The 26770-nt window shown below is 72.5% G+C and carries 25 protein-coding genes and 1 pseudogene; 10 read left to right on the top strand and 16 right to left on the bottom strand.

Translation table 11 applies throughout. The features are described 5' to 3' along the window. Positions 1–60 precede the first annotated feature (60 nt). A complete protein-coding gene (locus tag ACIBG7_RS15730; protein ID WP_397336639.1) occupies positions 61–1731 on the bottom strand; it encodes a serine/threonine-protein kinase in 1671 nt (556 codons plus the stop codon). Between the two features lie 32 nt (positions 1732–1763). Here ACIBG7_RS15730 and meaB point away from each other — a divergent pair, with 32 nt between their 5' ends. The 5 genes from meaB to ACIBG7_RS15705 are packed head-to-tail and all read left to right on the top strand — an operon-like array spanning position 1764 to position 6104. Next, the gene (gene meaB / locus ACIBG7_RS15725; protein ID WP_357933108.1) at positions 1764–2705 is read left to right on the top strand and encodes a methylmalonyl Co-A mutase-associated GTPase MeaB; all 942 of its coding nucleotides are present in this window, start codon (positions 1764–1766) and stop codon (positions 2703–2705) included. Between the two features lie 55 nt (positions 2706–2760). Continuing rightward, complete coding sequence (locus ACIBG7_RS15720; RefSeq protein ID WP_357933105.1) at positions 2761–3390, top strand: TetR family transcriptional regulator C-terminal domain-containing protein; 630 nt, start codon at positions 2761–2763, stop codon at positions 3388–3390. A 1-nt stretch (position 3391) separates the two neighbouring features. After that, entirely contained in the window at positions 3392–3811 is a 420-nt protein-coding gene (locus ACIBG7_RS15715; RefSeq protein ID WP_357933102.1) for a thioesterase family protein, read from the top strand. Positions 3812–3816: 5 nt separating this feature from the next. After that, entirely contained in the window at positions 3817–4689 is an 873-nt protein-coding gene (locus tag ACIBG7_RS15710; RefSeq protein ID WP_357933100.1) for an acyltransferase domain-containing protein, read from the top strand. A gap of 17 nt (positions 4690–4706) precedes the next feature. Further along, entirely contained in the window at positions 4707–6104 is a 1398-nt protein-coding gene (locus ACIBG7_RS15705) for a bifunctional phosphatase PAP2/diacylglycerol kinase family protein (protein ID WP_397336638.1), read from the top strand. Between the two features lie 120 nt (positions 6105–6224). On the opposite strand, the gene ACIBG7_RS15700 is transcribed toward ACIBG7_RS15705, so the two are convergent. Beyond that, on the bottom strand, positions 6225–7994 hold the full coding sequence (locus ACIBG7_RS15700) for an AMP-dependent synthetase/ligase (RefSeq protein ID WP_397336637.1): 1770 nt from the start codon (positions 7992–7994) through the stop codon (positions 6225–6227). Between the two features lie 275 nt (positions 7995–8269). Here ACIBG7_RS15700 and ACIBG7_RS15695 point away from each other — a divergent pair, with 275 nt between their 5' ends. Together ACIBG7_RS15695 and ACIBG7_RS15690 are read left to right on the top strand one after the other, a co-directional pair. Next, the gene (locus tag ACIBG7_RS15695) at positions 8270–9973 is read left to right on the top strand and encodes an ABC-F family ATP-binding cassette domain-containing protein (RefSeq protein WP_397336636.1); all 1704 of its coding nucleotides are present in this window, start codon (positions 8270–8272) and stop codon (positions 9971–9973) included. Positions 9974–10089: 116 nt separating this feature from the next. Further along, positions 10090–11004, top strand: a complete 915-nt coding sequence (locus tag ACIBG7_RS15690) for a hypothetical protein (RefSeq protein WP_357933088.1) — start codon at positions 10090–10092, stop codon at positions 11002–11004. 73 nt (positions 11005–11077) lie between these two features. Here the strand turns inward: ACIBG7_RS15690 and ACIBG7_RS15685 are convergent, their stop codons facing one another. The 3 genes and pseudogenes from ACIBG7_RS15685 to ACIBG7_RS15675 form a co-directional block, all read right to left on the bottom strand. Beyond that, entirely contained in the window at positions 11078–11218 is a 141-nt protein-coding gene (locus tag ACIBG7_RS15685; RefSeq protein ID WP_397336705.1) for a hypothetical protein, read from the bottom strand. 15 nt (positions 11219–11233) lie between these two features. After that, positions 11234–11341: pseudogene (locus ACIBG7_RS15680) on the bottom strand (zf-TFIIB domain-containing protein); the annotation flags it as partial. 43 nt (positions 11342–11384) lie between these two features. Next, positions 11385–12245 (bottom strand): phosphotransferase family protein, encoded by an 861-nt coding sequence (locus tag ACIBG7_RS15675; RefSeq protein WP_397336635.1) that lies wholly within the window; start codon positions 12243–12245, stop codon positions 11385–11387. A 62-nt stretch (positions 12246–12307) separates the two neighbouring features. On the opposite strand from ACIBG7_RS15675, the gene ACIBG7_RS15670 reads away from it, so the two are divergent. Further along, complete coding sequence (locus tag ACIBG7_RS15670) at positions 12308–13210, top strand: TIGR03619 family F420-dependent LLM class oxidoreductase (RefSeq protein ID WP_397336634.1); 903 nt, start codon at positions 12308–12310, stop codon at positions 13208–13210. 105 nt (positions 13211–13315) lie between these two features. On the opposite strand, the gene ACIBG7_RS15665 is transcribed toward ACIBG7_RS15670, so the two are convergent. After that, entirely contained in the window at positions 13316–14386 is a 1071-nt protein-coding gene (locus tag ACIBG7_RS15665) for a serine hydrolase domain-containing protein (RefSeq protein ID WP_397336633.1), read from the bottom strand. Positions 14387–14607: 221 nt separating this feature from the next. Beyond that, the gene (murQ, locus tag ACIBG7_RS15660) at positions 14608–15519 is read right to left on the bottom strand and encodes an N-acetylmuramic acid 6-phosphate etherase (protein WP_397336632.1); all 912 of its coding nucleotides are present in this window, start codon (positions 15517–15519) and stop codon (positions 14608–14610) included. Between the two features lie 58 nt (positions 15520–15577). On the opposite strand from murQ, the gene ACIBG7_RS15655 reads away from it, so the two are divergent. Beyond that, positions 15578–16669 (top strand): exo-beta-N-acetylmuramidase NamZ domain-containing protein, encoded by a 1092-nt coding sequence (locus tag ACIBG7_RS15655; protein WP_397336631.1) that lies wholly within the window; start codon positions 15578–15580, stop codon positions 16667–16669. On the opposite strand, the gene ACIBG7_RS15650 is transcribed toward ACIBG7_RS15655, so the two are convergent. The 8 genes from ACIBG7_RS15650 to ACIBG7_RS15615 all read right to left on the bottom strand — a co-directional run bounded on the left by ACIBG7_RS15650 (position 16648) and on the right by ACIBG7_RS15615 (position 25351). Then, entirely contained in the window at positions 16648–17481 is an 834-nt protein-coding gene (locus tag ACIBG7_RS15650; protein WP_397336630.1) for a GNAT family N-acetyltransferase, read from the bottom strand. The two genes, ACIBG7_RS15655 and ACIBG7_RS15650, sit on opposite strands and share 22 nt — an antisense overlap. Beyond that, positions 17481–18482: an ABC transporter ATP-binding protein gene (locus ACIBG7_RS15645; protein WP_357933064.1), complete on the bottom strand. Its 1002-nt coding sequence runs from the start codon at positions 18480–18482 to the stop codon at positions 17481–17483. The genes ACIBG7_RS15650 and ACIBG7_RS15645 overlap by 1 nt, the downstream gene beginning before the upstream one ends. Beyond that, on the bottom strand, positions 18479–19453 hold the full coding sequence (locus ACIBG7_RS15640; RefSeq protein ID WP_357933062.1) for an ABC transporter ATP-binding protein: 975 nt from the start codon (positions 19451–19453) through the stop codon (positions 18479–18481). The genes ACIBG7_RS15645 and ACIBG7_RS15640 overlap by 4 nt, the downstream gene beginning before the upstream one ends. A 6-nt stretch (positions 19454–19459) precedes the next feature. After that, positions 19460–20356, bottom strand: a complete 897-nt coding sequence (locus ACIBG7_RS15635) for an ABC transporter permease (RefSeq protein WP_357933060.1) — start codon at positions 20354–20356, stop codon at positions 19460–19462. Next, the gene (locus ACIBG7_RS15630; RefSeq protein WP_357933058.1) at positions 20353–21360 is read right to left on the bottom strand and encodes an ABC transporter permease; all 1008 of its coding nucleotides are present in this window, start codon (positions 21358–21360) and stop codon (positions 20353–20355) included. Before ACIBG7_RS15630 ends, ACIBG7_RS15635 begins: the two co-directional genes overlap by 4 nt. Then, on the bottom strand, positions 21357–23183 hold the full coding sequence (locus ACIBG7_RS15625; RefSeq protein ID WP_357933055.1) for an ABC transporter substrate-binding protein: 1827 nt from the start codon (positions 23181–23183) through the stop codon (positions 21357–21359). Before ACIBG7_RS15625 ends, ACIBG7_RS15630 begins: the two co-directional genes overlap by 4 nt. Positions 23184–23319: 136 nt before the next feature. After that, positions 23320–24060, bottom strand: a complete 741-nt coding sequence (locus tag ACIBG7_RS15620) for an aminotransferase class IV (RefSeq protein WP_397336629.1) — start codon at positions 24058–24060, stop codon at positions 23320–23322. Between the two features lie 82 nt (positions 24061–24142). Then, entirely contained in the window at positions 24143–25351 is a 1209-nt protein-coding gene (locus ACIBG7_RS15615; protein WP_357933050.1) for a M20 family metallopeptidase, read from the bottom strand. 292 nt (positions 25352–25643) lie between these two features. On the opposite strand from ACIBG7_RS15615, the gene ACIBG7_RS15610 reads away from it, so the two are divergent. Continuing rightward, the gene (locus tag ACIBG7_RS15610) at positions 25644–26423 is read left to right on the top strand and encodes an HAD-IIA family hydrolase (RefSeq protein ID WP_397336628.1); all 780 of its coding nucleotides are present in this window, start codon (positions 25644–25646) and stop codon (positions 26421–26423) included. Positions 26424–26441: 18 nt separating this feature from the next. Here the strand turns inward: ACIBG7_RS15610 and ACIBG7_RS15605 are convergent, their stop codons facing one another. After that, complete coding sequence (locus ACIBG7_RS15605) at positions 26442–26726, bottom strand: hypothetical protein (RefSeq protein WP_357933048.1); 285 nt, start codon at positions 26724–26726, stop codon at positions 26442–26444. Between the last annotated feature and the right edge of the window lie 44 nt (positions 26727–26770).

The following is a 26770-nucleotide window of genomic DNA, read 5'->3' as shown; positions in this document are numbered from 1 at the left end:
CCGGACCGCGCTCAGCCGATCGGCAAGTCGTCCGGATTGCTCCTGACCTGCGGAGATATCTCAGGAGTCGGCGGGGTGGGTGGTGTGCACCTTGCCGTTGGCGTCGGCGGCGAGGTAGCCGCCGCCGTACTTGTCGGACAGGTAGACCATGATCGTCGGGCGGCTCGCGGTGGAGAAGGTGGGCCAGGTCGGCTTGACGATGACGTAGCGCGAGGTCGGCTTCTTCACCTTGAGCGTCTGGTCGGCCTTCTTGAGCAGCACCGGCAGCACCGACCAGTCGATCTTCGTCACGTCGAAGGTCTGGCCGCCGTAGGGCCACGGGCCGTCGAGGACGCCGGGCGTGACGGCCCCGTCGCGGTAGTTGAGGGAGTCGTAGGCCTTGGGACGGCCGCGGACCGGGATGTTGACGCTGGCGTACTCCGGATAGATCGTCAGCTCCCACACCTTGGTGCCGCCGGTCTCCTGCTTGACCGCCGCGGTGATGGCCCGGATGCCCTCCGGGGTGATCAGGTCGGCGGGCTGGCGCGGGGTCTCGCGCTCGGCGCTCGGCTCGGGGGTGGGGTCGTCATCGGGCTTGGCGTCGCGGGAGGTCACGGGAGAGGAGCCCGCGCGGGGCGTGCTGGTCGTGCCCGGAGTCTCGCCGATGAGCCGGGGGACCAGCACGACGCCGCCCACCACCAGGGTGGCGGCGACCGCGACGGCGAGCACCGCGACCACCGGGGCCTTGGACTTCGACCCGGTCTGCGTGGCCTGGTTGTACGGCGAGCTGTGCCGGCCCGGGTCGCCCGAGGCGAACGTCTTGCCCCCGCCGAACCCGGGCGAGGTCCCGGTGCCCCCGAAGGCCGGCGGCCCTCCGGGTCCGAAGGCCGGCTGCCCGGACGGTGCCGGGGGTGCTCCGCCGTACGACGGGTGGGGGCCGGAGGCGGACGTCGCCCACGGGGCAGGGCTCTCGCCGGTCACCCGGGCGAGCTCCCGCTCCAGCCACTCGAACGGCGGCCGCGCATCGGGGTCGGGCGTGAGCAGCGCCCGCAACACCGGCTCCAAAGGACCGGCGTTCGTGGCGGGCGGGATGTTCGCGGCCAGGACGGCGGCGAGCGTGGCCATGGTGGTGTCGCGCCGGAACGGGTTGCGCCCCTCGACCGCCACGTACAGCAGCAACCCCAGCGACCAAAGGTCGGAGGCGGCATGCCCCTCCAGCCCGCGAAGCCGCTCGGGCGCCATGTACTCGGGCGAGCCGACCAGTTCCCCGGTCCCGGTGAGGCCGGGGGCGTCCCCGAGCGAGGCGATCCCGAAGTCGGTGAGCACCGGCGTGCCGTCCGGCCGCAGCAGGACGTTGGCCGGCTTGACGTCCCGGTGCAGGATCCCGGCGGCCTGCGCGGTGCGCAGGGCGGCGAGGATGCCCCGGCCCACCCGGGCGGCCTCGGCGGGCGGCATGGGCCCGTAGGCGAGCCGCTGCGCCAGCGACTGCCCGGCGACCAGCTCCATCACCAGCCACGGATGCCCGCCAGGGATGTCCACGATGTGGTGGATGGTCACCACGTTCGGGTGATGCAGCCGCGCCAGCGCCCGAGCCTCGCGCAGCACGCGCTCCCGCATCTGCGGGGAGCCGCCGTCGCGGACCTCCTTGAGCGCGACCTCCCGGTGGAGTGCGACGTCGCGCGCACGCCAGACCGTGCCCATGCCGCCGCTGCCGAGCTGCTCAAGCAGCTCAAAGCGCCCGTCGATGACCATGGCGGACAGCCTAGCGGCATAGCATCGAACCCATGCGTTCGCTGGAGGACTACGTCGAGGGCGTGAAGGCGGGTTCCCGTACCTGGATCGCCCGGGCGATCACACTCGTGGAGTCGGCCCGGCCCGATCACCGGGAGCTGGCGCAGCGCATGCTGGTCGAGCTGACGCCGCTGGCGGGCGGGGCGCGGCGGGTGGGGATCAGCGGGGTGCCCGGCGTGGGCAAGTCGACGTTCATCGACGCGCTGGGCTCGATGCTGACCGGCGAGGGCCGCCGGGTGGCCGTGCTGGCCGTGGATCCGAGCTCGACGCGGACCGGCGGGAGCATCCTGGGGGACAAGACCCGGATGGCGCGGCTGTCGGCGGACGAGGCGGCGTTCGTGCGGCCGTCGCCGACCAGGGGGACGCTCGGCGGGGTCACCAAGGCCACGCGCGAGGCGATGGTCGTGGTCGAGGCGGCCGGGTATGACGTGGTGCTAGTCGAGACGGTCGGCGTCGGGCAGAGCGAGACCGCCGTGGCGGACATGGTGGACAGCTTCCTGGTGCTCAGCCTCGCCCGCACCGGCGACCAGCTGCAGGGCATCAAGAAGGGCGTGCTGGAACTGGCCGACGTGATCGCCGTCAACAAGGCCGACGGCGAGCACGAGCTGGCCGCGCGCAAGGCGGCGCGCGAGCTGGCCGGGGCGTTGCGCATGGTGCACGCCTCGACCCAGGTGCTGACCTGCAGCGGGCTGACCGGGGCGGGGCTGGCGGAGGTGTGGCGGCAGGTCGTCGCCCACCAGGACGGGCTCGACCTGGTCGCCAAGCGCCGCGAGCAGCAGGTGCGGTGGGTGTGGACGCTGGTGGAGAACCGCCTGCTGGACGAGGTGCGGCGGGCCCCGGCGGCGGCCGGGATCGAGCGGGCGGTCCTGGCGGGCGAGCTCACCCCGGCCCTGGCCGCCGACCGGCTCATCGAGGCCCTCCGGGCTCGCCTCTGACGGCCGGGCAAATATAAGCGACCGGTCGGTCTTATTGTCTGCTAGCCTCGTAGGCATGACAGACGGCCGGAAGGTGCGCGGGCAGCGCAGCCGGGAGGCGATCCTGGCCACCGCGGTCGAGCTGGCCTCGGTGGACGGGCTCGACGGCCTGTCCCTGAGCAAGCTCGCCGCCGCCGCGGGGATGAGCAAGTCGGGCTTCTTCTCGCACTGGCGCGACAAGACCGAGCTGCAGCTCGACGCGGTCGAGTGGGCGGCGGCCCAGTGGCGCGACCGGATCGTCGTGCCCGCGCTGCGCCGCCCCAGGGGCGTGCGCCGCCTGTTCGCCCTGCACGAGGAACGGCTGCGTTTCTACGCCGAGGGCGTGCTCCCGGGCGGCTGCTTCTTCTTCGCCGCCGAGGCCGAGTTCGACGACCTGCCCGGCCCGGTCCGCGAGCGGATCGCCGAGGCCAAGCGCGACTGGCACGGGCTGCTGCTGCGCGTCCTCTCCGAGGCCGTGGCGCAGGGCGACCTCGTCCCCGAGACCGACCCCGAGCTGCTGGTGTTCGAGATCAACGCGATCGGCGCCGCGGTGGTCACCTCCGCCCGGCTGCTCGAGTGCGAGCCCAGTTTCCGGCACGGCCGCCAGGCCGTGCTCCAGCGCCTGCGCGCGCTGGCCACCGACCCCGCTTTGCTACCGGAGGATTGAGATGACCCAGATTCGCCCCGTCCAGGTGCACTTCGACGACCTCGACGCCATGGGACTGCTGCACAACTCCCGCTACGCCCTCCTGGTGGAGCGGGCGGTGACCACGTTCTGGACCGAGCAGGGCTGGGCCTTCGACCCGTCGGTCTCGGCGTTCAAGGACGTGTTCATGGCCGTGCGCGAGTTCAAGATCCTCTACAACGCCCCCATCGTGGGCGTCGGCGAGGTGCTGGTGGAGTTCTGGATGGACCGCATGGGCACCACCAGCGGCGTGTACGGCTTCCGCGTGCTGTCGGCCGACCGCTCGGTGGTCCACGCCGAAGGCCACCGGGTGAACGTGAACCTCGACCCGGCGACCTTCCGCCCCACCCCGTTCAGCCAGGAGATCCGGGACGCCGCGTCCACGCTGCTGCTGGCAAGCTAGGCCGTATGGATCTCAAGCACCTGACCGCCGAGGAGCTCCTGCGGCTGGCCGTACCGCACGAGGACGTCAACCCCCTGCTCGCCGGAGCGCCCAGGCCGGGCTCCGAGACGTGGCGGCAGGTCGAGAGCTACGCGGGGCAGCTCGTGGCCGGGACGGGCCGCCCAGGGTCGGAGATCACGCTGCCCGAGGAGGCCACGGCCGAGCACGGCCCGTACTTCTACGCCTACGTCTACCTCGCCGCCCTCCCGTACACCCGGGCCTACCACCGCGAGCACGGCGTCCCGGACGAGGTGAGCTGGCTGACCCTGACCGACCTGGGCCGCCACCTCGCGGTGCACCGGCGCAAGTTCGGCACGGCGGGGCTGCACGCCCCCTGGTGGCACTCGCTGCACCACCGCGGGCTGCTGTACTCGCTGGGGCGGCTGCAGTTCGAGCGCGCGGTGATGAGCAAGACCACCGCCGAGGGGGTGCGTGCGGCCGGCCTGCCGTACGGGGAGGGGGATCCGGTGCTGAGCGTGCACATCCCCGACTTCATGGGCCCGATGAGCCCGGAGGCGTGCGACGCCTCCTACGCCTGGGCCAGGGAGTTCTTCCCCGCCCACTTCCCGGACGAGCGGCACGTGCTCGCGGTCTGCTACTCGTGGCTGCTCGACCGGCAGCTCGCCGAGTACCTGCCGGCCGAGTCCAACATCGTCGCCTTCCAGCGCCGCTTCCGCGAGCTCTACCACCGCGAGGACAACGGGCTGATCGGCTTCATCTACGGCCGCGACCTGCCGCCGGAGGAACTGCCCCGGCGCACCGCGTTGGAGCGGGCCGTGGCCGACCACCTGGCGGCGGGCCGCACCTGGGGTTACGCCGCGGGCTTCCACGAGATCTGAGCGGGTACGTGGCGGGCATGCGGCTGCGATCACACCTGAACAAGCTGGACAAGACGCTGTTCGCCGCGGTGGCCGGGGCGCGCCTGCCGGGCCTGGAGCACGTGCTGCCCCGGCTGTCGCGGGCGGCGGACAACGCGCTGCTGTGGGCGGGCGTCTCGGGCGTGCTGGCGCTCAGCGGCCGGCGGCGGCTGCGCCGGGCCGCGACGCGCGGCATGCTCGCCGTCGGCCTGGCCAGCCCGCTGGTCAACCTGGTCGGCAAGCAGGCCTTCAACCGGCGCCGGCCCACGCCCGACGACCTGCCGCTGGCCCGGCTGCTCAAGACGCCGCTGTCGGCCTCCTTCCCCTCGGGGCACTCCGCCTCGGCCGCCGCCTTCGCGACCGCCGTCGCGCTGGAGGCGCCCGCGCGGATCGCGATCCCGGTCGGCCTGGCCGCCGCCGGCGTCTGCTTCTCGCGCGTCTACACCGGCGTGCACTACCCGGGCGACGTGCTCGCCGGGGCGGCGGTGGGCGTGGTCACCGGCCTGCTCACCCGCCGCATCTGGCCCGAGCCGGGCGAGCCAGGCCGCGCCCGCGCCGCCACCACCGCCCCCGCCGCGCAGCACGACCCGGCCGGCGAGGGCCTGCTCGTGCTCGGCTCGCCGCCGCCCGCGCTGCTGGCCGCCCTGCCCGCCGCCCGCACCCACCAGGACGTACGGCCCAGCGAGCCGATCCCCGACGGGGTGAAGGTGCTCGGCGTGGCCGGCGACGACGCGGCGGTGGCCGAGGCCGCGGGCCTGGCCATCGGGCACGGCGTGCCGCTGCTCACCGTCCCGGCGCCGGGCGCGCGCTTCCCGGTCGAGCTCGGCATCGAGGACGTGGAGGAGGCCGTCTCCGCCTACCGGACCGGCGACGTCGTCGCGGTGGACGTGGGCGAGGTGGTCTCCGGCGCCGGGCGGCGGGCGTTCGTCAACCAGGCGGCCTTCGCGCTCCACCCCGAGCTGGCGCGGCGGGTCGAGGCGGCGCGGCCGGCGGTGGGGACCTGGCCGGCGCTGCTGTGGTCGATGGCCAAGCTGCTGCGGGACGGGGCCGCGCCGGAGGAACTGGTGATCGACGGCGTGCCGTACCGGACGTGGCTGCTGGTGGCGGGCAACTGCCGGCACGAGGGCGGCGGGCCGGTGCCCAGGCATCGGGCGCGGCTGGAGGACGGGCTGCTGGACATCAGGCTGCTGACCGCGGCCGATTCGCTGCCCCGGGTGCGGGTGCTGGTGAGCCTGGTGGGGGCGCGGCTCGGGTTGTCGCGGCACTATCGGCGCTGGCAGGCCGACACGCTGCACGTCGCGGGGGCGGCGGTGGTGGCCTGCGACGGGCGGGAGTGGCGGGGGGAGGGGCCGTTGGTGGTGGGGAAGCGGGCTCGGGCGTTGCAGGTGTTGCGGTGAGGGTTTGGCCATCGCCGACGTCGGCTGGTCGGTCGGCGGGGGCATGGGCCGTCTTACGAGGGCTCGCCGCATAGATGCAGGAAAGCCCCGCGGGCTGGGGACCCGCGGGGGGTTAGCGCGTCAGCGGGGGTTGGCGTCGGTGTAGAAGTCGTCCAGGGTGTCGCCGTAGTGGGTCTCGACGACCTTGCGCTTGACCTTGAGGGAGGCGGTGAGCTCGCCGGTCTCGACCGAGAAGTCCGCGGGCAGGATGGCGAACTTCTTGATCGTCTCGTAGCTGGCCAGCCCGGCGTTGACCGAGTCGATCGCCTTCTGCACCTCGGCCCGCATCCGCTCGTGGTCGCGCAGCTTCTCCGGCTCCTCGGGCAGCCCCTCGGCCTGCGCCCAGGGCTTGACCACGTCGGGGTCGAGGGTGACCAGCGCGGTGCAGTAGTTGCGCCGGTCGCCGTGCACGAAGACGTGCGACAGGTACGGGCAGGCCGCCTTGATCTTGCCCTCGATGTGCGTTGGCGCGACGTACTTGCCGCCGGAGGTCTTGATGAGCTCCTTCTTGCGGTCGGTGATGCGCAGCCGGCCCTGGTCGTCGAGCTCGCCGATGTCGCCGGTGCGCAGCCAGCCGTCCTCGGTCAGCGCCTCGGCGGTGGCCTCGGGCAGGTTGTGGTAGCCGCGCATGATGCCGGGCCCGCCGATGAGCACCTCGCCGTCCTCGGCGATCTTCACCTCGACGCCGGGCAGCGGCGGCCCGACGGTGCCGAAGGCGTTGGACTCGGGGCGGTTCATGAAGCTGCCCGCCGACGACTCGGTCAGGCCGTAGCCCTCCAGGATGGGCAGCCCGGCGGCGTCGAAGAACTCGGCCATCTCGATGGACAGCGGCGCCGAGCCGGAGATGAAGAAGCGGATCCGGCCGCCGAAGCGCGCCTGGAGCTTGCTGAAGACCAGCTTGGTGGCGATCGCGTGCTCGACCCTGGTGGTCAGCGGAACCGACTGGCCGCGCTGGCGGGCCCGGCTGACCCGCAGGCCGGTCTTCTTGGCCCAGTCGAAGATCTTGGCCTTGGCGCCGCCCTCGCGCGCGGTGGTCGCGGCGACGGTGTTGTGCACCTTCTCGAAGATGCGCGGCGCGGCGGCCATGAAGGTGGGCTTGAGCACGCCGAGGTTCTCGACGATCTTGTCCAGCCGGCCGTCGACCGCGGTCGGGACGCCGCAGGAGATCATCGTGACCTGCAGCAGCTTGCCGAAGGAGTGCGACAGCGGCAGCCACAGGAAGTGCAGGTCGGCGGGGCCGAGCAGGTCGAGCTTGGCCACGCTGTCGCCGGTCGCCAGCCAGTTGGCGTGGGTCAGCTCCACGCCCTTGGGCCGGCCGGTGGTGCCGGAGGTGTAGATCAGCGTGGCGAGGTCCTCGGGGGCGATGGCCTCGACCAGGGCGTCGTAGTCGCCCTCGCCGCTCACCTCGTCGAGCCGCAGCACCCAGCCGTCGTCGCTGGCCGAGCCGTCGATGACCAGGACGTGTGCGACGTCGGGCAGGTCCTTCCGCACCGAGAGCAGCTTGGCCACCTGCTCGTCGTTCTCCGCGATGACCAGCCGGGTGCCCGAGTCGTTGATCACGTACGCGCACTCGTCGGCGGTGTTCGACGGGTAGATCGTGGTGGTCGCCGCCCCGGTCGCCAGGACCGCGAGGTCGGCGATGATCCACTCCACCCGGGTGGAGCACAGCAGCGAGACGCGGTGGTCGCGGTTCGCGCCCAGGGCGGCCAGACCCAGCGCGAGCGGCCGGACCCGGCGGTCCACCTCGCTCCAGGTCAGCGAGGTCCAGCCGGACTCGCCCGGATAACGGTACGCCTCGGCGTCCGGGGTCGACGTGACCCGGTCGCGCAGCAGGGCGGGAATGCTTGACATGGGGGGCCTCCCTCTGGGTGACGCTGTGCCGACTCTAGGCTGCCTACCCGCCGTGAGTCGATCCTGTTGCCTGCCGGATCTTCTTCGCCTATCATGACCAGGTCTTATCGCCTAGCCCTGGAGGGCACGAGTGAGGATCTGAGGTCGCGGGAACCGCGCCTGTCTTCGGCGCACCTGTCACCTCACGTCCGGTCTCGGCCGTTCGGCCTGTTCAGGCGCGCCTGCGGTGTTCCCGCCAAGCATCACTGACCATTCGTGATCTTGGGAGCCGCCTCATGTCATATTCCATCGTCGTGGACCGCGTGTCCTTCGGCTGGCCCGACGGCACCACGGTGCTGCGCAGCCTCGACGCCGCCTTCCCCGCCGGCCGTACCGGCCTAATCGGCCGCAACGGCACCGGGAAGTCCACCCTGCTGAAGATCATCGCCGGTGAGCTGCGCCCCCGGTCGGGCACGGTCGCCGTCGCCGGGGAGATCGGCTATCTCCCGCAACACCTGCCCGCCGCCGGCCGGGACGTCTCCGGACTGCTCGGCCTCACCGAGGTACGGCGGGCGCTGCACGCCATCGAGTCCGGCGACGTCGCCGAGGAGCACTTCGCCGCGGTCGGCGAGAACTGGGACGTCGAGGAGCGCGCCCGCGCCGAACTCGACCGCCTGGGCCTCGCCCACGTCGGCCTCGACCGGCCGGTCGAGACGCTCTCCGGCGGCGAGGCCGTCATGGTCGCGCTGGCCGCGCGGTTCCTGCGCCGGCCGGACGTGCTGCTGCTCGACGAGCCGACCAACAACCTCGACCTCGCGGCCCGCGAGCGGCTGTACGCCGCCGTGGAGTCGTGGCCTGGGGTGCTGGTCGTGATCAGCCACGACCGGCTCCTGCTGGAGCTGGTCGACCAGATCGCTGACCTGCACGAGGGCGGGGTCCGTCTCTACGGCGGCACCCTGTCCGACTACGAGGAGATGCTGGCCGCCGAACGCGAGGCCGCCGAGCGCACCGTGCGCAGCGCGGAGGCCGACGTGCGCCGCGAGCGGCGCGAACTGGTCGAGAACGCGACCAAGCTCGACCGCCGCAAGCGCTTCGGCGACAAGATGCAGGCGCAGAAGCGGGTGCCGAAGATCGTCGCCGGCAGCCGCAAGAGGGCCGCGCAGGTCTCGGCGGGCCGGCTGCGCACGACGCACCGGGAGAAGCTCGAGCAGGCGCGCGAGCGGCTGACCGAGGCCGAGGCGGCGGTCAGGGAGGACGCGGAGATCCGGGTCGACCTGCCCGAGACCGAGGTCCCGGCCGGCCGCACGGTCCTGACCCTCCCGCTCGACCCGGCGCAAGCCGTACCGGCCGGGGAGACCGGGCAGTCCGGGCTGGCAGGGGAGACCAAGCAGACCAAGCAGGCCGGGCAGGCCGGGCAGGCCGGGCAGGCCGGGCAGGCCGTCGGCGAGCCGGGCGAGGAGCCGGCCGAGGCCGTGCGGGTCCTGACCGAGCTGCTCGTGCGCGGTCCCGAGCGGATCGCGGTGCTGGGCGCCAACGGCTCGGGCAAGACGACGCTGCTGCGCCGCATCCTGGAGCACGGCGCGCACGTGCCCGTGCGCTACCTGCCGCAGCGGCTCGACCTGCTCGACGACGAGCTGAGCGTGCTCGACAACGTGCGCGCCCTGGCTCCGACGGCCCCGGTGACCGAGGTGCGCGCCCGCCTGGCGCGCTTCCTGTTCCGCGGGCAGACCGTCATGCGCCGGGCCGGCCTGCTGTCGGGCGGGGAGCGCTTCCGCGCCACCCTGGCCGCGCTGCTGGCCGCCGAGCCGCCGCCGCAACTGCTCCTGCTGGACGAGCCGACCAACAACCTCGACCTGGCCAGCGTGCGGCAGCTCTCGCAGGCGCTCAACGCCTACCGGGGCGCGTTGATCGTGGTCAGCCACGATCTGCCGTTCCTGGAAGGGCTCGGGATCACCCGCTGGCTGGAGCAGGACCGGGAGAGGGGGCTGACCGAGTCCTGAATTGACGGCCAGGGATCAATCGGGCGATAGTGTGGCAGATGGCTGGCCCCCGGTTGAAAACCTCAGCGCTCGTTCTCGCGGCGCTGACCCTGAGCGCATGTACCAGTCCGGTCTTCGTGACCGGCTCCCCGGAGATCAGCGGCGTCGCCGGTCAGGGAGGTGCGCAGGGCGCCCAGCCCTCCTCCTCCCCGGCCGGGCCGCAGTCCTCGGCCCCGCCCAGCGCGGCGGCCCTGGCCCCGGAGGACTACAAGGGCAAGCTGCGCGGCGTGGGCGGCCCGGTCCGCGAGTCGCTGGACGGCATCGCCTCGGCCCGGACCGTCAAGACCCTCGACCAGCGGGTGGAACGTGCAGAGCGCGAGCTGCGCGAGGCCGCCGACGGCCTGGCCGCGCTGGTGCCGCCGGCGGAGGTCGCCGCCCAGCACCAGTCCTACGTGAGCGCGATGCGGGACTTCTCCGCCGCGCTCGGCTCCACGCTGGGCAAGGTCGGCAGCCGCGCGGTGTGCACGCCGTCGGCGGTCTTCACCGACCTCGGCGGCAAGCTGAAGGCCCTCGACAGCGCCGGGCAGGCCCTGCAGAAGGCCGGCGGCTACCCGGCCGACGTCGTCTCGGTGAAGGCGGCCGGCAAGCTCAGCCGCCGCCTGGGCAACGGCTCCTTCGTCCGCTCCGGCACCCTCAACGGCCGCAGCTCCCTGCAGATCCACAACGGCGCGAGCCGGGACGCGGTGGTCACGCTGATGCGCGGCGACAGCCGGGCCTTCAGCATCTACGTGCGCCGCAAGGCCAAGTTCAAGGTCCGCGGTGTGCGGGACGGCACGTACCGCATCTTCTTCACCCACGGCGTCGACTGGGACTCCAAGGCCCGCGCCTTCACCCGCGACTGCAGTTTCGAGCGCTTCCAGGACAAGGTGCGGTTCAAGACGACCTACACCTCCACCCGCATCCTGTGGCACGACTGGCGGATCACCCTGCACGCCATCTCCGGCGGCACCGCCAAGACCTCCACGGTCGACCCCGGCGACTTCCCCGGCTGACCTCGCGCCACCTTCGGGCCCGGACGTGGAGAGGGGCCGCACGGAGTGCTCCGTGCGGCCCCTTTCCGTCAGGTCAGGACGAGAACAGCATGTTCACCCAGCTGCGCTGCCTGTGGTGGCCGTAGTGGCCGCCGCCGTGGTGCGGGGCGCCCCAGCCGGGCGCGCCGTGCGCGGGCGGGGGAGGCGGCGGGGCGGCGTTGTAGCTCGCCTCCATCCGGGTCAGGGTCTCGAGCTCGCCATAGTCGAGGAAGATGCCCCGACAGTTGTCGCACTGCTCGATGTGAACCCCGTTACGCTCATATGTCCGCATATTGCCGCGGCACTTGGGGCACTGCATCTTGCTCTCCTTGCCCGAATAGGGGAACCAACTGCGTGCGCCACTATCTCAGGCTTTCCTGAAGCCCGACAATCCTGCCGCACGCCTCGATCAACGATTGCTCCACCTCGTCGAGTTCCCGGCGCTCGCGCAGAGCCTTGTCCACCGCCACCGCGGCCACTTGCGCGGTCAGCGCCCGCGCCGGGACGTCCAGCCGGGCCCAGGGGTCGCCCGTCCCCAGCGCCGGGCCGCCCGCGGCCAGGTAGGCGCCCAGGAACCGCTCCCAGATCGCCGGCTCCAGCAGGCCCGCCGCGTACCACGCGGCCGGCCGCGCCAGGTCCCAGGCGGGGTCGCCCGCGCCCAGGTCGTCCACGTCGATCAGCAGCCAGCGCTCGCGCAGCACGAGCTGGCCCAGGTGCCAGTCGCCGTGCGTCAGCCGGGCCGGGGCCGGCCCGGACGCCTGATCGGGGTCGGGCAGGCCGGCCAGCGCCTGCCGTACCAGCTTCTCGGCGGGGGAGTCGCCGGTCAGCCGGGCCACCGCGCGGGCCGCTCGCGCGGGCCCGCCCGCCGGCGGCAGCGGCGGCAGCGAGGTGAGGGGTACGGCATGCAGCCGCGCCAGCAGCCGCGCGCCCTCCTCCCACGGCGCGTCGGCCGGATCGTCGTCGGCGGAGATCGGCCGGCCCGCCGGCCACACCGTCACGTTGCGGCCCTGCCGTACCAGCACCTCCTCGCTCAGCGGCGCCAGCATCACCTCGCCCAGCCGGGCCGCCGCGCGCAGCCGCAGCGGCAGCTCGCCGGGGTCCTCGCGCACCGAGTGCGCCTTGGCCACCACCTCGCCGCGCCGGACGACCAGCACGTCGGTGCGGGTGGGGAAGGCGATCGGCTCGCCGGTGCCGCCGTACTCGCCGGCCACCTCGGCCAGCATCCGCCCCACGCTGAGTGTTTCCTGACCCTGTGCTTCCTGACCCACTGGGCAAGACTATGGCCATGAGCAGAACTGGCTTCGCCGTCCCGGTGTCCGGTCCTTGGGCCACGCCGGAGAACCTGCGCCGGGTGGCCCAGCGGGCCGAGGAACTCGGCTACGCGTCGTTGTGGACCTTCCAGCGCCTCCTCTACCCGGTCGGGCACCCGATGGGCCCCACCTACCGCAGCGTCCAGGACCCGGTGGTCACCCTGGCCCACCTGTCGGGGCTGACCTCGCGGGCCGAGCTCGGGGTCGCGGTGGTCAACGCCTTCGTCCAGCCGGTCGTCCTGGCCAAGCAACTGGCCACGTTGCAGACCCTGTCCGGCGGGCGGCTCCTGGCGGGTATCGGGCTCGGCTGGCTGCCCGAGGAGTTCGCCGCGGCCGGCGTCGGCTTCGACGGGCGGGGGCGGCGCGGGGAGGAGTTCGTGCAGGTGCTGCGGGCCTGCTGGGAGCAGGAGGTGGTCGCGCACCAGGGGGAGTTCTACACCGTGCCCGAGTCCTACCTCGATCCCAAGCCGCTGCCCGGGCCGCCGCCCGTGCTGCTCGGCGGCGCGGCCGACCGGGCGCTGCGCCGGGCCGGGCGGATCGCCGACGGCTGGATCAGCTCCAGCCGGGAGGACCTGTCGGGGATCGGGGAAAAAATCTACATTGTAAAGGCGGCGGCCGAGAAGGCCGGGCGTGATCCCGAGGCGCTCCGCATCGTCGTCCGCGGGGTCACCAAGCTCGGCGGGCGCGAGCGCGCGCCTCTCGTGGGTACGGCGGAGCAGATCCGGCAGGACGTGGCCGATCTGTTCGGCCAGGGCGTGACCGACGTCTTCCACGACCTCAACTTCGACGCCGACGTGGTCACCGCCGCGCCGCAGGAGGCCCTGCGCCGCGCCGAGGAGACCCTGGACGCCCTCGCCCCCTCAGGACCCGGATCGTAGCGACCGGAGGCCGGGGGAGGATCGGACGTCGGCGGAGGACCCGACGCCGGGGGCGGGCCGGAGGCCGGGGGTGGGCGGCTTCCACGCCCGCCCCCGGCGCGGCCGTCAGCGGGCCGCCTCCTGCGTCGCGACTGCCGCGACGGCGGCCACGGTGGCGACGGCGTGGCGGAGCTCGCGGATGCCGGGCCGGCCCCGCAACGGGTGCACGGCGTTGGTCAGCACCACCACGGTCAGCCGCAGCGACGGCTCGACCACGAGCGAGGTCCCGGTGAATCCGGAGTGCCCGAACCCCCCGGCCAGCGGCCCCACGATGGCCGGATCGCCGAGCCGCACGCCCAGTCCCTGCCGGAAGGCCGCCCCGGTCGCCCCCTGGTCGCGCACCATCTCGGCCACCGTCTCCGGCTTGAGCACCGGCCCTCCGCCCAGCCGCAGCATCTCGCCGAAGCGGAGCACGTCGTCCGCGGTCGAGAAGAGCCCCGCGTGCCCGGCGACGCCGCCGATCGAGGCGGCGGTCTCGTCGTGCACCACGCCCCGCGTGCAGCCGTGCGGGCGGCACTCGGTGGCCGCCACGCGCGGCAGCAGCTCGAGTCCGGGCCGGTAGCAGGTGTCGGCCAGCCCGAGCGGGCCGGTGACCCGCTCGCTCACCAGCCGGTCGAGCGGCGCCCGCCCGGCCAGTTCGGCGATCCGGCCGGCGGTCACCATGCCCACGTCGGTGTAGAGGTACGGCCCGCCCACCGGCTGGGTGATCGGGGTGGACAGCACCAGCTCCAGCCGCTCGTCGTGACCGCCCTGGGGCAGTTCGAGGTCGGGGCGACGGGTGGGCTGCAGGCCGGCGGTGTGCGACAGCAGGTGGCGAAGGGTGATGTGGCGGCGCTCGGCGTAGTGCTCGGGCAGCCACCGCACGACCGGCTCGTCGAGGTCGAGCCGGCCTTCCTCGGCCAGGGAGAGCAGGGCGGCGGTGGTGAACAGCTTGCTGATGGAGGCCAGGTCGAACAGGGAGTCCCGCTGGGCGGGCGGGCGCTGGGTGGCCAGGGTGCCGTCCTCGTCGGTGTAGCGGACGAGCTCGCCGGCCGCGGCGGCGGCCACGACCGTGCCGTCCACCGCGATCAGCGCCACCGCCGCCGGGCAGACCGCCGGCACGGCCTCCGCCAGCACGTCCTCCAACCGGCCCTGCACCCCGTCCCCGGAGCCCTCGCCGCCCGGCGGGGTGCCCGCCGGGGGGGTTGCGGTCTCCGATGGGAGGCGCGGGAGGCCCGGAGCGGGGCCCTCGCCGTCCGAGGTGCGGGGCGTGGCGTCCGTCGGGTCCGTGGAGGCGGCTTCGGTCAGGCCTGCCCTCGTAAGACCCGCGCCGCCCGCTCCCGCCCCAGGTGCACCGGCCCCGGGAAGGTGGCCGGCCGTCAAGTGCCGTTCACCTTCTCCAGGGCGTCGCCCAGGCGCTCGCCGTGCTCCTCCAGGCGGGCGCGGGCGCCGCCGGCGTCCAGGCCGTGCTGGATCATCACCACGGCCACCTTGGCCTGCCCGCCCGCCTCGTCGAGGGCCTTGCGGGCGGTGTCGAGGTCGGCGCCGGTGATGTCGCCCACCATGCGCGCGGCCCGGTCGGCGAGCTTGGAGTTCATGGCCGACACCTCGATCATCCGGTTGCCGTAGGTGCGGCCGAGCCGGACCATCGAGATGGTCGAGATCATGTTGAGCACGAGCTTCTGCGCCGTGCCGGCCTTGAGCCGGGTGGAGCCGGTGACCACCTCGGCGCCGACGACCACCTCGATCGCGTGCGCGGCGGCCGCCGACAGTGGCGAGTCGCTGTTGCACGACAGGCCGACGGTCAGCGCGCCGCGCCGGCCGGCCTCGGTGACCGCGCCGAGCACGAAGGGGGCCCGGCCGCTGGCCGAGATGCCGACGACGGAGTCGAGCGGGCCGACCTCCAGCTCGGCCATGGTGGCCGCGCCGGCGTCGGCGTCGTCCTCGGCGCCTTCGACCGAGCGGGTCAGGGCGTCGGGACCGCCGGCGATGATCCCCTGCACGAGGGAGGGGTCGGTGCCGAAGGTGGGCGGGCATTCGGAGGCGTCCAGGACGGCCAGCCGCCCTGAGGTGCCCGCGCCTACGTAGAGCAGCCGTCCTCCGGCGGCCATCTGGTTCGCGATCGCGTCGATGGCGGCCGAGATCGCCGGGATCGCCACCGCGACGGCGACGGGCACGGCGGCGTCGGCCGCGTTCATGAGCCTGGCGATCTGCTCGGTCGGCAGCCGATCGATCTGGCTGAAGCGCGGATCGCTCTGCTCCGTGGACATCTCGGGAAGCGGATCAACCATGACGCTAATTTCCACCCTCTGGGTTTGTTTTGGCAATAAGTTTCAGAGAATATTAACCATGCGAATCGGAGCAGAGCGGCTGGCCGCGGATCCCACCCTGGTGCAGGGGGAACGCATCGGCCTCATCACCAACCCCACCGGCGTGTTGCCGGACCTCACCCCGACCGCGCAGGCGCTGACGGCCGCCGGGCTGCCGCTGGCGGTCCTGCTCGGCCCCGAGCACGGCCTGCGCGGCACCGCCCAGGCGGGCTTCACCGAGCAGGACTCCACCGACCCGGTGACCGGCCTGCCGGTGCTGGAGACCTACGAGGCCGACCCGGTGGAGGTGCTGGAGCGCTCCGGGGCCGACACCCTGATCTTCGACATCGCCGACATCGGCACCCGCTTCTACACCTTCATCTGGACCATGTACGACTACCTCGCCGCGGCCCGCAAGCTCGGCGTGCGCTTCGTCGTGCTCGACCGCCCCAACCCACTCGGCGGCGAGATCGCCGAAGGCCCCCTGCTCGACCCGGCCTACGCCAGCCCGGTCGGCAAGGCGCCGATCCCGATCCGGCACGGCCTGACCGCCGGCGAGCTCGCGCTGAGCTTCGACCCGTCGGTCCAGGTGATCGAGATGGACGGCTGGCGCCGCGACATGGACTTCGCCGCGACCGGCCTGCCGTGGATCATGCCCTCGGTGAACATGCCCACTCCCGACACCGCCCTGGTCTATCCGGGCACCGGCCTGCTGGAGGGCACGAACCTGTCGGAGGGCCGCGGCACGACCCGCCCGTTCGAGCTGATCGGCGCGCCGTACCTCGACGAGCGGTTCCTGCCCGCGCTCAGGGAGCTCGAGCTGCCCGGCGTGCGCTTCCGCGAGGCGTGGTTCACCCCGACCTTCCACAAGCACGCCGGGGTGCCGGTGCGCGGCGTCCAGCTCCACGTCACCGACGCCGCCGCCTTCCGCCCCGTGCTCACCGGCGTCTGGGTGCTCCACCTGGCCAGGACCCTGTACCCGGACGACTTCGCCTGGTGGGGTCCCGACCGGTTCGAGGAACACCTGTGGGGCTCGGGCACGCTCACCGGCGCTCCGCGCGACCCGCGAGAGCTGTGCCCCGACCCCTCCCACCCCGTCGGTCACCTGCTCTACCCCAGCTCGCGGCGGTAGAGCCAGAAGACCCGCTCGGCACGGGCGCCGACCGCTCTGGAGTAGAACCGGAGCGGTCCCACCCAGCCGATCTGCGCCTGCGCCTGGCCGCTCGCCCGCTGCTCGGCCAGGCACCGGCGCAGCAGCACGCGGCCCAGGCCGAGGCCCTCGGCGTGCGGCGCGGTGCCCATGGGCCCGAACCAGGACGGCCGGGCGCCCCAGGCGGCGAAGGCGACGACCTCGCCGTCGCGCTCGGCGTAGTGCAGCCCGGCCGCCGAGGCGGCCTCCCACGCCCAGCGCTCGTTCCACTCGCGTTCGACGAAGGCCACGACCGCGTCGGTGACGCCGGAGCGCACCCGCACGCCGGCCCGCGCCAGGCGCTCGACGTCCGCCTCGGTGTCCAGGTCGGCGCGTTCCAGGTCGGCGGTCATGTTCCAGGCGACGTGGAAGCGCTCGTAGCCGAGCCGCTCGGCCAGGCAGGCGGCGGCGGTGTAGCGCACGTCGATGCCGGGCCAGGCGTAGCAGGGCGGGTTGCCGGCGAAGCGCGCCTCGGCGGCGCCCTGGCCGCGCAGCCAGGTCTCCGCCTGCCGTACCAGCTCCTTGCCCAGGCCGCGGCCCCGCTCGTCCGGATGGACGGCGAGCAGGTCGAGATGCCCGATGGACGGGTCCTTGCCGGAGACGGAGGCGAAGACGACACCGCCGTCCAGTTCGACGGAGGTCCAGACCCGCTCCTTGGGCGGGCTGGACAGCCGCCGGACCAGCGCCGCGCCCTCACCGGGGTCGAGCGTCAGCGCCGCCTCGGCGATCTCCTCGGCGTTCTGGCCGGCCGCCATCACACCTCCCGGGCGACGACGCTTCGCCGGCGCGGGTGGATGCAGGCGTGCCGCTGCGGGACGCCCTCGGTGAGCTGCAGCGGCGGCGGCGCGGCGGTGCACGCCTCGGTCGCGAACGGGCAGCGGCGGGCGAACAGGCAGCCGGTGTCCTCCTTCGACTCGTCGAGGCCCGAGGTGGGCACGACCGGCTCCTCGCCGGGCACCTCCAGCCCGTGCAGGACCGGGATGGCCGACAGCAGCGCCTGCGTGTAGGGGTGCACCGGATCGGCGATCACGGTGTCCACCTTGCCCTGCTCGACGACCTGGCCGCGGTAGATCACGTACAGGTCGCCGTCGTCGCCGATGTAGCGGGCGGTGGCCACGTCGTGCGTGATGAACAGCACCGACACGTTCAGCCGCTCGCGCAGGTCCTTCAGCAGGGCGAGGATGCCCAGCCGCAGCGAGACGTCGATCATCGAGGTGGCCTCGTCGGCGACCAGCATCTCCGGGTCGACGGTGAGCGCGCGGGCGATGACCACGCGCTGGCGCATGCCGCCGGACAGCTGGTGCGGGTAGCGGCCGAGCACGGTGCCCGGGTCGAGCCCGACCAGGCTCAGCACCTCGGCGGCGCGCTCCTCGATCCACTTGGCGTCGCGCCCGGTCTGCTTGGCCCGCAGTTGCAGCGGCGCGAAGAGCGTCTGCTGGATGGTGCGGGTGGGGTTGAGCGCCGAGTAGGGGTCCTGGTGGATCATCTGGATCCGGCGGAAGTACGGCTGGCGCGCCTTCGGCTTGAGCCCCGACATCGGCACGCCGTCGATGGTGATCTCGCCGCCGTCGTAGCTCTCCAGCCCGGCCAGGATGCGGCCGAGCGTCGTCTTGCCGCAGCCGGACTCGCCGATGAAGGAGGCCGCGCCGCCGCGGGGGATGCTGAAGTCGACCCCGCGCAGCGCGCGCACCTCGCGCTTGTCCAGCACGTTGCCGCGCTGCTTGAAGGTCTTCGTGATGTTCTCGCCCGTGATCACGCGTGCTCCTTGACCTTGACGGCGTGGCAGGCGACCAGGCGGCCGCCGATCGACTGGGTCTCGGGGTCGACGGTGTCGCAGACCTCCATCCGCAGCGGGCAGCGCTCGCGGAAGACGCAGCCCTCGGCCGGCACGGTGGCCAGCGTGGGCGGGCGGCCGGGCAGCGCGCGGGCCTCGTCGATGTCGCCGGTCAGGCGGGGGATGGCGCGGATCAGGCCGCGCGTGTACGGGTGCTGGGGCGAGGCGAGCACCTCGCGGGTGGGGCCCTGCTCGACCAGGCGCCCGCCGTACATGACGGCCAGCCGGTCGGCGACCTCGGCGACCACGCCGATGTCGTGCGTGATGACCATCGTGGTGAGGCCGCGCTCCTCGTGCACCTCGCGGATGATCTTCAGGATGTTGGCCTGGGTGATCATGTCGAGGGCGGTCGTGGGCTCGTCCAGGACGACCAGGTGGGCGTTGAGCACCAGCGCCAGCATGATGCCGACGCGCTGGCGCATGCCGCCCGACAGCTCGTGCTGGTGCGAGTCGAGCACCCGGTTGCCGTCCAGGCCCATCCGGCCCAGCAACTCCTTGGCGTCGCGCACCAGGCCGCGCAGGTCGTCCACGCCGTGCGAGCGGCCCAGGTCGAGCAACTGCTTGCCGACGGTCTTGAGCGGGTTCAGCGAGTTCTGAGCCGCCTGGAAGACGTACCCGATCTTCGCGCCCCGCGCCTTGCGCAGGTCCTCGCCCCGCAGGGCCACGACGTCGCCCAGGCCGTCGATCTCGACGCTGCCGCCGGCGATCCTGCCCGGCGGCTGGACCGCGTTGAGCAGGCTCAGCGCCAGCGTCGACTTGCCCGATCCGGACTCGCCGACGATGCCGGTGATCGTCCCGGCCGCCAGCTCCAGGCTGACCTGGCGGACGGCGGGCAGGTTGTTGTAGGTGACGGTCAGCCCGTCGATGCGCACTCCCGGCGCTTGCTTCGACACGGCTTGTTACTCCTCGCGCAGCCGGGGGTTGAAGATCTCGTCCATGGCGTCCACCACGAGCACGATGCCCAGGGTGAGCAGCAGGATGGCCAGCAGCGGAGCCAGCAGGTACGGCAGAGCCGACGGGGTGGTCATCGCGCCGCCGCCGAACACGGCGAGGTTGAGCATGACGCCCCAGTTGTCCGCCTCGTACGGCAGGACGCCCAGGAAGAAGAGCCCGACCTGCGCGTAGACCGCGCCGGTGACCGCGATGAGCATGTTCATCGCGATGTAGGGCGCCATCGACGGCAGCAGCTCCTTGCCCACGATGTGCGTCGTGGACAGGCCGAGCCCGCGCGCCGCCTCGATGAAGCCGCGCTCGCGCAGGGACAGGGTCTGCGCCCGCACCGCGCGCGCCACCGAGCCCCAGCCGAGCAGGCCGAGCACCAGGCCCATCTCCACCGCGCTGCCGAACTGCCAGACGGTGGTGAGCACCAGCAGCAGGGGCAGGCCGGGGATGGTGAGCTTCATGTCGGTGAGCCGCATGAGCACGGTGTCCCAGCGCCCGCGCTTGAAGCCGGAGAACAGGCCGATGGCCGCGCCGAGCACGACGGTGATCACCGCGGTGACCAGCGCGCTCAGCAGCACGTACCGCGAGCCGGTGACCACCTGGGCGAAGACGTCCTTGCCCTGGCCGTCGGTGCCGAACGGGTGCGCCCAGGTCATCGGACCGTAGGTGTTGCTCACGTCGCGCGGCAGGTGCTCGGGGTAGAACAGCGGCCCGAAGATGCCCATGAAGGCGAAGGCCAGCAGGATGACCACGCCCACCATGCGGCTCGGCTTGCGCTTCATCACGCGCCACACGCCACGCCAGAAGTCGCGGCGGATCGACGCGCTGGAGGTCTCCAGGACGATGGTGCTCATGCGCCCTCCTTCCCGGCCCGCACCCGGGGGTCGATGACGGTGTAGAGCAGGTCGGCGAAGATGTTGGCCACCACGATCGCGACGGTGATCAGCAGGAAGGCCCCGCCCATCAGCGAGTAGTCGCGGTTGGTGACGGCGTCGATCAGCTTCAGGCCGAGCCCGGGGTAGTTGAAGATCTTCTCGATGAAGACCGCGCCGGCGAACAGCAGGCCCAGCGAGAGCGCCAGGATGGTGAACAGCGGCAGGATCGCGTTGCGCGCGATGTAGCGGAAGACGATCGACCGCTTCATGCCGCGCAGCTCGGCGGCGAGGATGAAGTCGTCGCCCAGCACGGTGACCACGCTCGACTTCATCGCCAGCGTCCAGCCGCCGTAGCTGGCCAGGCAGTAGGTCAGCACCGGAAGGGTGGCGTGCTGCGCCAGCGAGGCGATGTAGGGCCCGTTGAAGCCGGGCTCCACCAGGATGTCGGCCACGCCGTCCAGCGGGAGGACCTGCAGGGTGGTGGCGAAGATCGCGGCCAGCAGCAGGGCCATCACGTACTGCGGCACGCCGTGCAGCAGCGAGCCGGAGATGTTGAGGATGTCGCCGAGCTTGCCCGAGCGCTTGATGGCCGCGTAGACGCCCATCGTGACGCCGACCAGGAAGCTGAGCAGGGTGCCGGTGAGGACCGGGATGACGGTCCACTTGGCCGCCTCGAACAGGTCCGTCGTGACCGCGACACCGGGGTTGAGCACCGTCTGGCCCAGGTCGAGGGTGGCCAGGCCGGCCAGGTAGTCGAGGTACTGCGACCAGACCGAGCCCTCCGGCTGGAAGCCGTAGATCACCTTGACCTGCTGGGTGGCGGCCGCCGGGTCCATGCCGGAGGCCACGAACTTCTCGTAGGCGGCCAGCATCGGGTCGCCCGGGATGTTGCGGATGATGAAGAAGCTGATCGAGGCGACGACGAAGATCATGACGAGCCCGCGGGCCAGGTGGCCCGCGAGCTTTCTGACGACTACCGTCATGCCTTCTTCTTCACCATTCCGAGCTGGATCCAGACGCCGGGCGGCTGGCGCAGCAGGTCGTGGTCGTCACCGGGGAAGCCGGTGAAGCGGCTGTGGTTCTGGAACTGCGTGTTGACGTAGTCCCACATCTGGATGACCGGCAGGTCCTGGTTGGCGACCTTGGCGAGCTGGGCCATCAGCGGCTTCTGCTCCTCGGCGGTGACCGAGTTGAGCTTGGCGGTGAGCTCACCGGGGTTGACCTTGCCCAGGCCCTCGACCTCGATCTGCTCGGGCGAGCCCATCCAGTTGCCGTTCTTGCCGGGCGCGTTGTGCGTGACCTTGCCGGCCACGTTGACCCAGCCGTTGGCCGAGCCGTACAGGCGCTGGAAGATGTTGTACGGCGCCGGGCCCAGGGCGATGAGCCAGAAGCCGGTGTCGTACTTGCCCTCGGCCATCTCGGTCTGGTAGAGCGGGAAGTCGGCCGCGGTCACGATCTCGGCGTCGATGCCGGCGTCGATGAGCTGGCTCTTGATGTTCTCCTGGGCGGCGAGCCAGTCGGAGAATCCGGCCGGGGCGTGCATGGAGAGCTTCCACGGCTTGCCGTCGGCCAGGTGCCACTTGCCGTCCTTCTTGGTCAGGCCGGCGGCCTTGAACTCCTCCTCGGCCTTGGCCAGGTCCGTGTTGTACTTCTCCAGGGTGTCGAGCTCGGCGCCCAGCCACTCCTTGGCCGCGGTCTGGTGGATGCCGGTCGTGGTGAGCGCCGGCATGCCGCCCTCGGGCGAGGCGATCTTCTGGACCTCTTCGCGGTTGATCAGGTAGGCCAGGCCCTTACGCACGTGCACGTTGTCGTACGGCTTCTTGGACTGGTTGAACGCCAGGCCCACCGCGACGGGGGAGTAGCCCTTGACGACCACGTTGCCGGGGGCGCCCTTGATCTTGGCCATCGTGTCCGCCGGGACGGCGACGAAGCCGGAGCTGTCCAGCTTGCCGGTGATCAGGTAGTTCCACACCTGCTCGTTGCCGGTGTAGTTGAGCAGCTGCACCGCGTCGGGTCCGACGTTGGCGGCGTTGTAGAAGGTGGGGTTCTTCTTCAGCAGCGCCGCGCCCGGGTTGACCCGCTCCAGCACGTACGGCCCGGCGGAGACGTCCTTGCCGGGGTTGAAGGCGATGACCTTCTTGCCCAGCTCGGTGATCTCGGTGCGGACCGCCTCGGCCTCGGGGCCGGTGCCGCGGGCGGCCTTGATCTTGTCCCAGATGTCGGCGGGCAGCACGCCCTGCCACATGTGCGCCGGGATGACCGCCCAGTCGAGCACGCCGCGGGCGAAGGTGGCGCTCGGGTTGGACATGTCCTGCGAGACCTTGATGGTCTTCTCGTCCACCACCGTGACCTCGGCGGCGGCGCCGGCCGCGCCGGGCTGCAGGGCGAAGGCGGTGCTGCCCTGGGTGTAGGCGATGGCGAGGGAGAGCTTGACGTCCTCGGCGGTCACCGGCTTGCCGTCGGACCACTTGTTGTTGGGCTGCAGCTTGATGGTGATGGAGGAGCCGTCCGGCGCGATCTCCCAGCTCTCCGCGATGCCGGGGTAGAACGCGTTCGCGTCGGTGAGGTGGTTCTTCGTCCACGCCAGCTTCATCGAGTTGAACCCGACGAAGGAGTTGCCCTTGGGCGCCCAGGGGTTGGCGGGGCCGTTCACGTCGATGCCGGGCTTGTTGACGTCGATCGTGGTGTAGACGGCCGGGCTGCCGCCGCCGGCCGAGGCCGCGGGCTTGCTCGAGCTATCAGTGCTACTGCACGCCGAGACGGCGGCGATACCGAGCAGCGCCACAACGGCTGCTAGTCGCTTCATGCTCTGCTCCGAGTGGGGGACCTTGAGATTTGACCCCGACCGTATGGCCGGGTGGAGGCCGCGTCAATAATCTCCAGGAGTTGTGAAGTTAATGTAACTTTCCTTCACGACCGCCTCCGGTGGCGCTGAGCGTCACTCAGCCGAGCGGGTCCCAGGGCAGGGCGTCGAACCGGGCCCGGACCTGGGCGAAGGCCTCCTGGGGCAGCTCCAGGCCGTCGACGGCGCCGACCGGGGAGACACCCCAGGAGTTGCAGACGAAGACGGCGTCGAAGTGCTGGAGGTCGGGCACGCGTAAGGCGCGGCGCTCGTGCGGGCAGGCGCGCGAGAGCAGGAGCATGGTGATGCCGGGCAGCATCGGCGCGTCGGGCCAGACCAGCCGCTCGCCGTCGAGGCAGCCCAGGTTGGTCACCGCGCCCTCGCTGATCCGGCCTCCGGCGTCGGTCAGCAGCACCTCGTCGAAGCCGTCGCGGGCCGCCTGGCGGGCCAGGTGCGCCTGGGGGAAGCCGCCGCCGTGCTTGACGTGCGGCAGGAAGCGGGCGAACGGCACCGTCTTCAGCCGGCGTGGCGCGGCCGGGGCCTCGACCGGGGCGTCGGCGACGGCCAGCACGTGCAGGGCGCCGGTGCGGACCACGTGCACCCGCACCGAGGCGTCGTGCGGGGCCAGGGCCCGCAGCGAGGCGAGCACGACGTCGTGGTCGAGGGGCTCGCCGTACAGCTCCTCGGTGGCGCGCGCCAGGCGCTGCAGGTGGAGGTCGAGGCCGCGCACGCGCCCGCCTCTGACCTGCATGGCGGTGAAGTGGCCCGCCCTGGCGGCGAGGGCCAGGCCGAGATCGGCACCGGTCGCGGGCCTGCCGTCGACGACCGCACGCTCTGTCACCGGGCCAGCTTACGTGCCCGCCCCGGCGAAACCGCCCCGGACGAGCGGCCCCGCCGGGACCGCTCGCCGGGCGGGCAGGGAATCAGTTCTGGGCGGCGGCGAGCTGGGCCAGGCGGGTGTGGGCCAGGTCGGCGTAGAGCGCGGCCCCGTCCGGCAGCACCGCGTCGTCGAACTCCGCCTCCGGCGAGTGGTTGTACGGCGCGCTGCCCGGGTCGCGGTCGGCCGGGCAGGCGCCCAGGAAGACGAAGGCCCCCGGCACCTGCTCCAGCACGTAGGAGAAGTCCTCGGCCCCCATGATCGGCTGCGGCGTGATCATGTACCGGCCCTCGCCGAACAACTCGGTCACCCGCTCCCCGGCGAAGTCCGCCTCGGCCGGGGCGTTGACGGTGACCGGGTAGCCCATGCCGAAGCCCGCCTCGACCGGCAGGCCGTAGGCCGCGCCGATGCCGGTGACCAGCTCCACCAGCCGCCGCTTGACCTTGGTGCGGTTGGCCGCGCTGAAGGTGCGCACGGTGGCCTGGAACATCGCGTCGTCGGGGATGACGTTGTCGGTGGTCCCGGAGTGGAAGTTGCAGACGCTCACCACGACCGGCTCGAAGGTGTCGAACTCCCGCGTCACCAGCGCCTGGATCGCGCCGACCATCTCGCAGGCCGCCGGGATCGGGTCGAGCGCGCGGTGCGGCGCGGAGCCGTGGCCGCCGCGGCCCTTGACCACCACGTTGAAGGTGTCGGCCGCGGCCATGAGCGGCCCGCCGCGGGTGTTGAAGCGCCCGCGCGGGAACAGCGAGGAGGTCACGTGCATGCCGTACGCCGCCACCACCCGCTCGCCGGCCGCGTCCAGGACGCCCTCGTCGATCATGTACTTGGCGCCCTCGTGGCCCTCCTCGCCGGGCTGGAACATGAAGACCACGTCACCGGCCAGCTCCTCCCGCCGCCCCGCCAGCAGGTGCGCCGCCCCGGCCAGCATCGCGGTGTGCAGGTCGTGCCCGCAGGCGTGCATCGCGCCCTCGTACTGCGAGATGTACGGCAGCGCGTTGCGCTCGGTGACCGGCAGGGCGTCCATGTCGCCGCGCAGGAGCACGGCGGGTCCGGGACGCCCGCCGCGCAGCACCGCGGTGACCGAGCTGAGCGCCCGGCCGGTGGTGATCTCCAGCGGAAGACCGTCGAGGGCGGCCAGCACCTTCTCCTGGGTGACCGGCAGGTGGAGCCCGATCTCCGGGGTCTGGTGCAGCGAGTGACGCAGGCGGGTGAGCTCTTCGCGCAGGTCCTGGGCAGCTTCGGTGAACGACATGAGGACATGAAATCACCATGGATGTCACGATTGCGAGGAGGAGGGGGGTCAGCTCGGCGGGGCGCGCGGCAGGTCGGCTAAGCTCGCCTGCCATCCGTCGCTGACCTGTGCGTACGCTCGGGAGCAGGGTCGATCGAGGAGCGAGAGATGAAGAAGAAGATCAGCGTGACCCAGGTCGTCGTGCTGCTCGGGCTGCTGGGCTTCGCCGCCTGGTGCGTCGTCGCCACCGCCAACGGCACCCTGCCGGGGTTCCTGTCGTAGGAGGCCGTGCACGGATCTGTACCATTGATCCGTGACGGAGCGTGAACGCATCGACAGCTGGCTTTCGGACATGGACGGCGTGCTGGTCCACGAGGGCCGGCCGGTCCCGGGGGCCGACGAGTTCATCAAACGGCTGCGCGACTCCGGCAAGGCCTTCCGGGTGCTGACCAACAACTCGATCTACACCCCGCGCGACCTGGCCGTACGGCTGCGCGCGGCCGGGCTGGATGTGCCGCCCGAGTCGATCTGGACCTCCGCCCTGGCCACCGCCCAGTTCCTGGACGACCAGCGCCCCGGCGGCTCGGCCTACGTGGTCGGCGAGGCCGGGCTCACCACCGCGCTGCACGAGGTCGGCTACGTGCTGACCGACCTCGACCCCGACTACGTGGTGCTCGGCGAGACCCGCACCTACAGCTTCACCCAGGTGACCAAGGCGATCCGGCTGATCGACAACGGCGCGCGCTTCATCGCCACCAACCCCGACCCGGTCGGCCCGTCCATCGACGGCGCGCTGCCGGCCACCGGCGCGGTCGCCGCGCTCATCACCAAGGCCACCGGCGTCGAGCCCTACTTCGTCGGCAAGCCCAACCCGATCATGATGCGCACCGCGCTGAACCTGCTCGGCGGGCACAGCGGCACCACCGCGATGATCGGCGACCGGATGGACACCGACATCGTCTGCGGCATGGAGGCCGGGCTCTACACCATCCTGGTGCTCACCGGCGTGGTGCAGCGCGACCAGATCGACCGCTACCCCTACCGGCCCTCGCTGGTGGTCAACTCGGTCGCCGACCTGATCGACCACATCTAGCCCGCCTCCAGCCCGCGTCTAGCCCGACGCGCGGCCCAGCCGCAGCACCACCCCGTCCCCGGCCCGCTCCCACGAACGCACCGGCCACCCCCGGGCCGGCAGCCGGGTGCCGGCGGCGCTGGTGTAGCCGGCCACCTCGACCAGCGCGCCGTGCGGGCCGGTCAGCAGCTCGGCCTCGACCTCGGTCCCGTCGGACAGGCGCAGGTGCAGCGCGGCCGGTTCGGGCTCGGTCAGCCCGTCCACCCGCACCTGCGCGCCGGGGAACAGGTGCGTGTGCTCGGCCCACGCCGGATGCGGTTCCATGATCCCACCGTACGGCGAGGCCGCCCGCGGGCCGGGGACGCGAC

The organism is Nonomuraea sp. NPDC050328, from assembly GCF_044459405.1.
Lineage (GTDB): Bacteria > Actinomycetota > Actinomycetes > Streptosporangiales > Streptosporangiaceae > Nonomuraea.
Note: the sequence above shows the minus strand (reverse complement) of the source record. Positions and strands in the feature narration are given on the sequence as shown.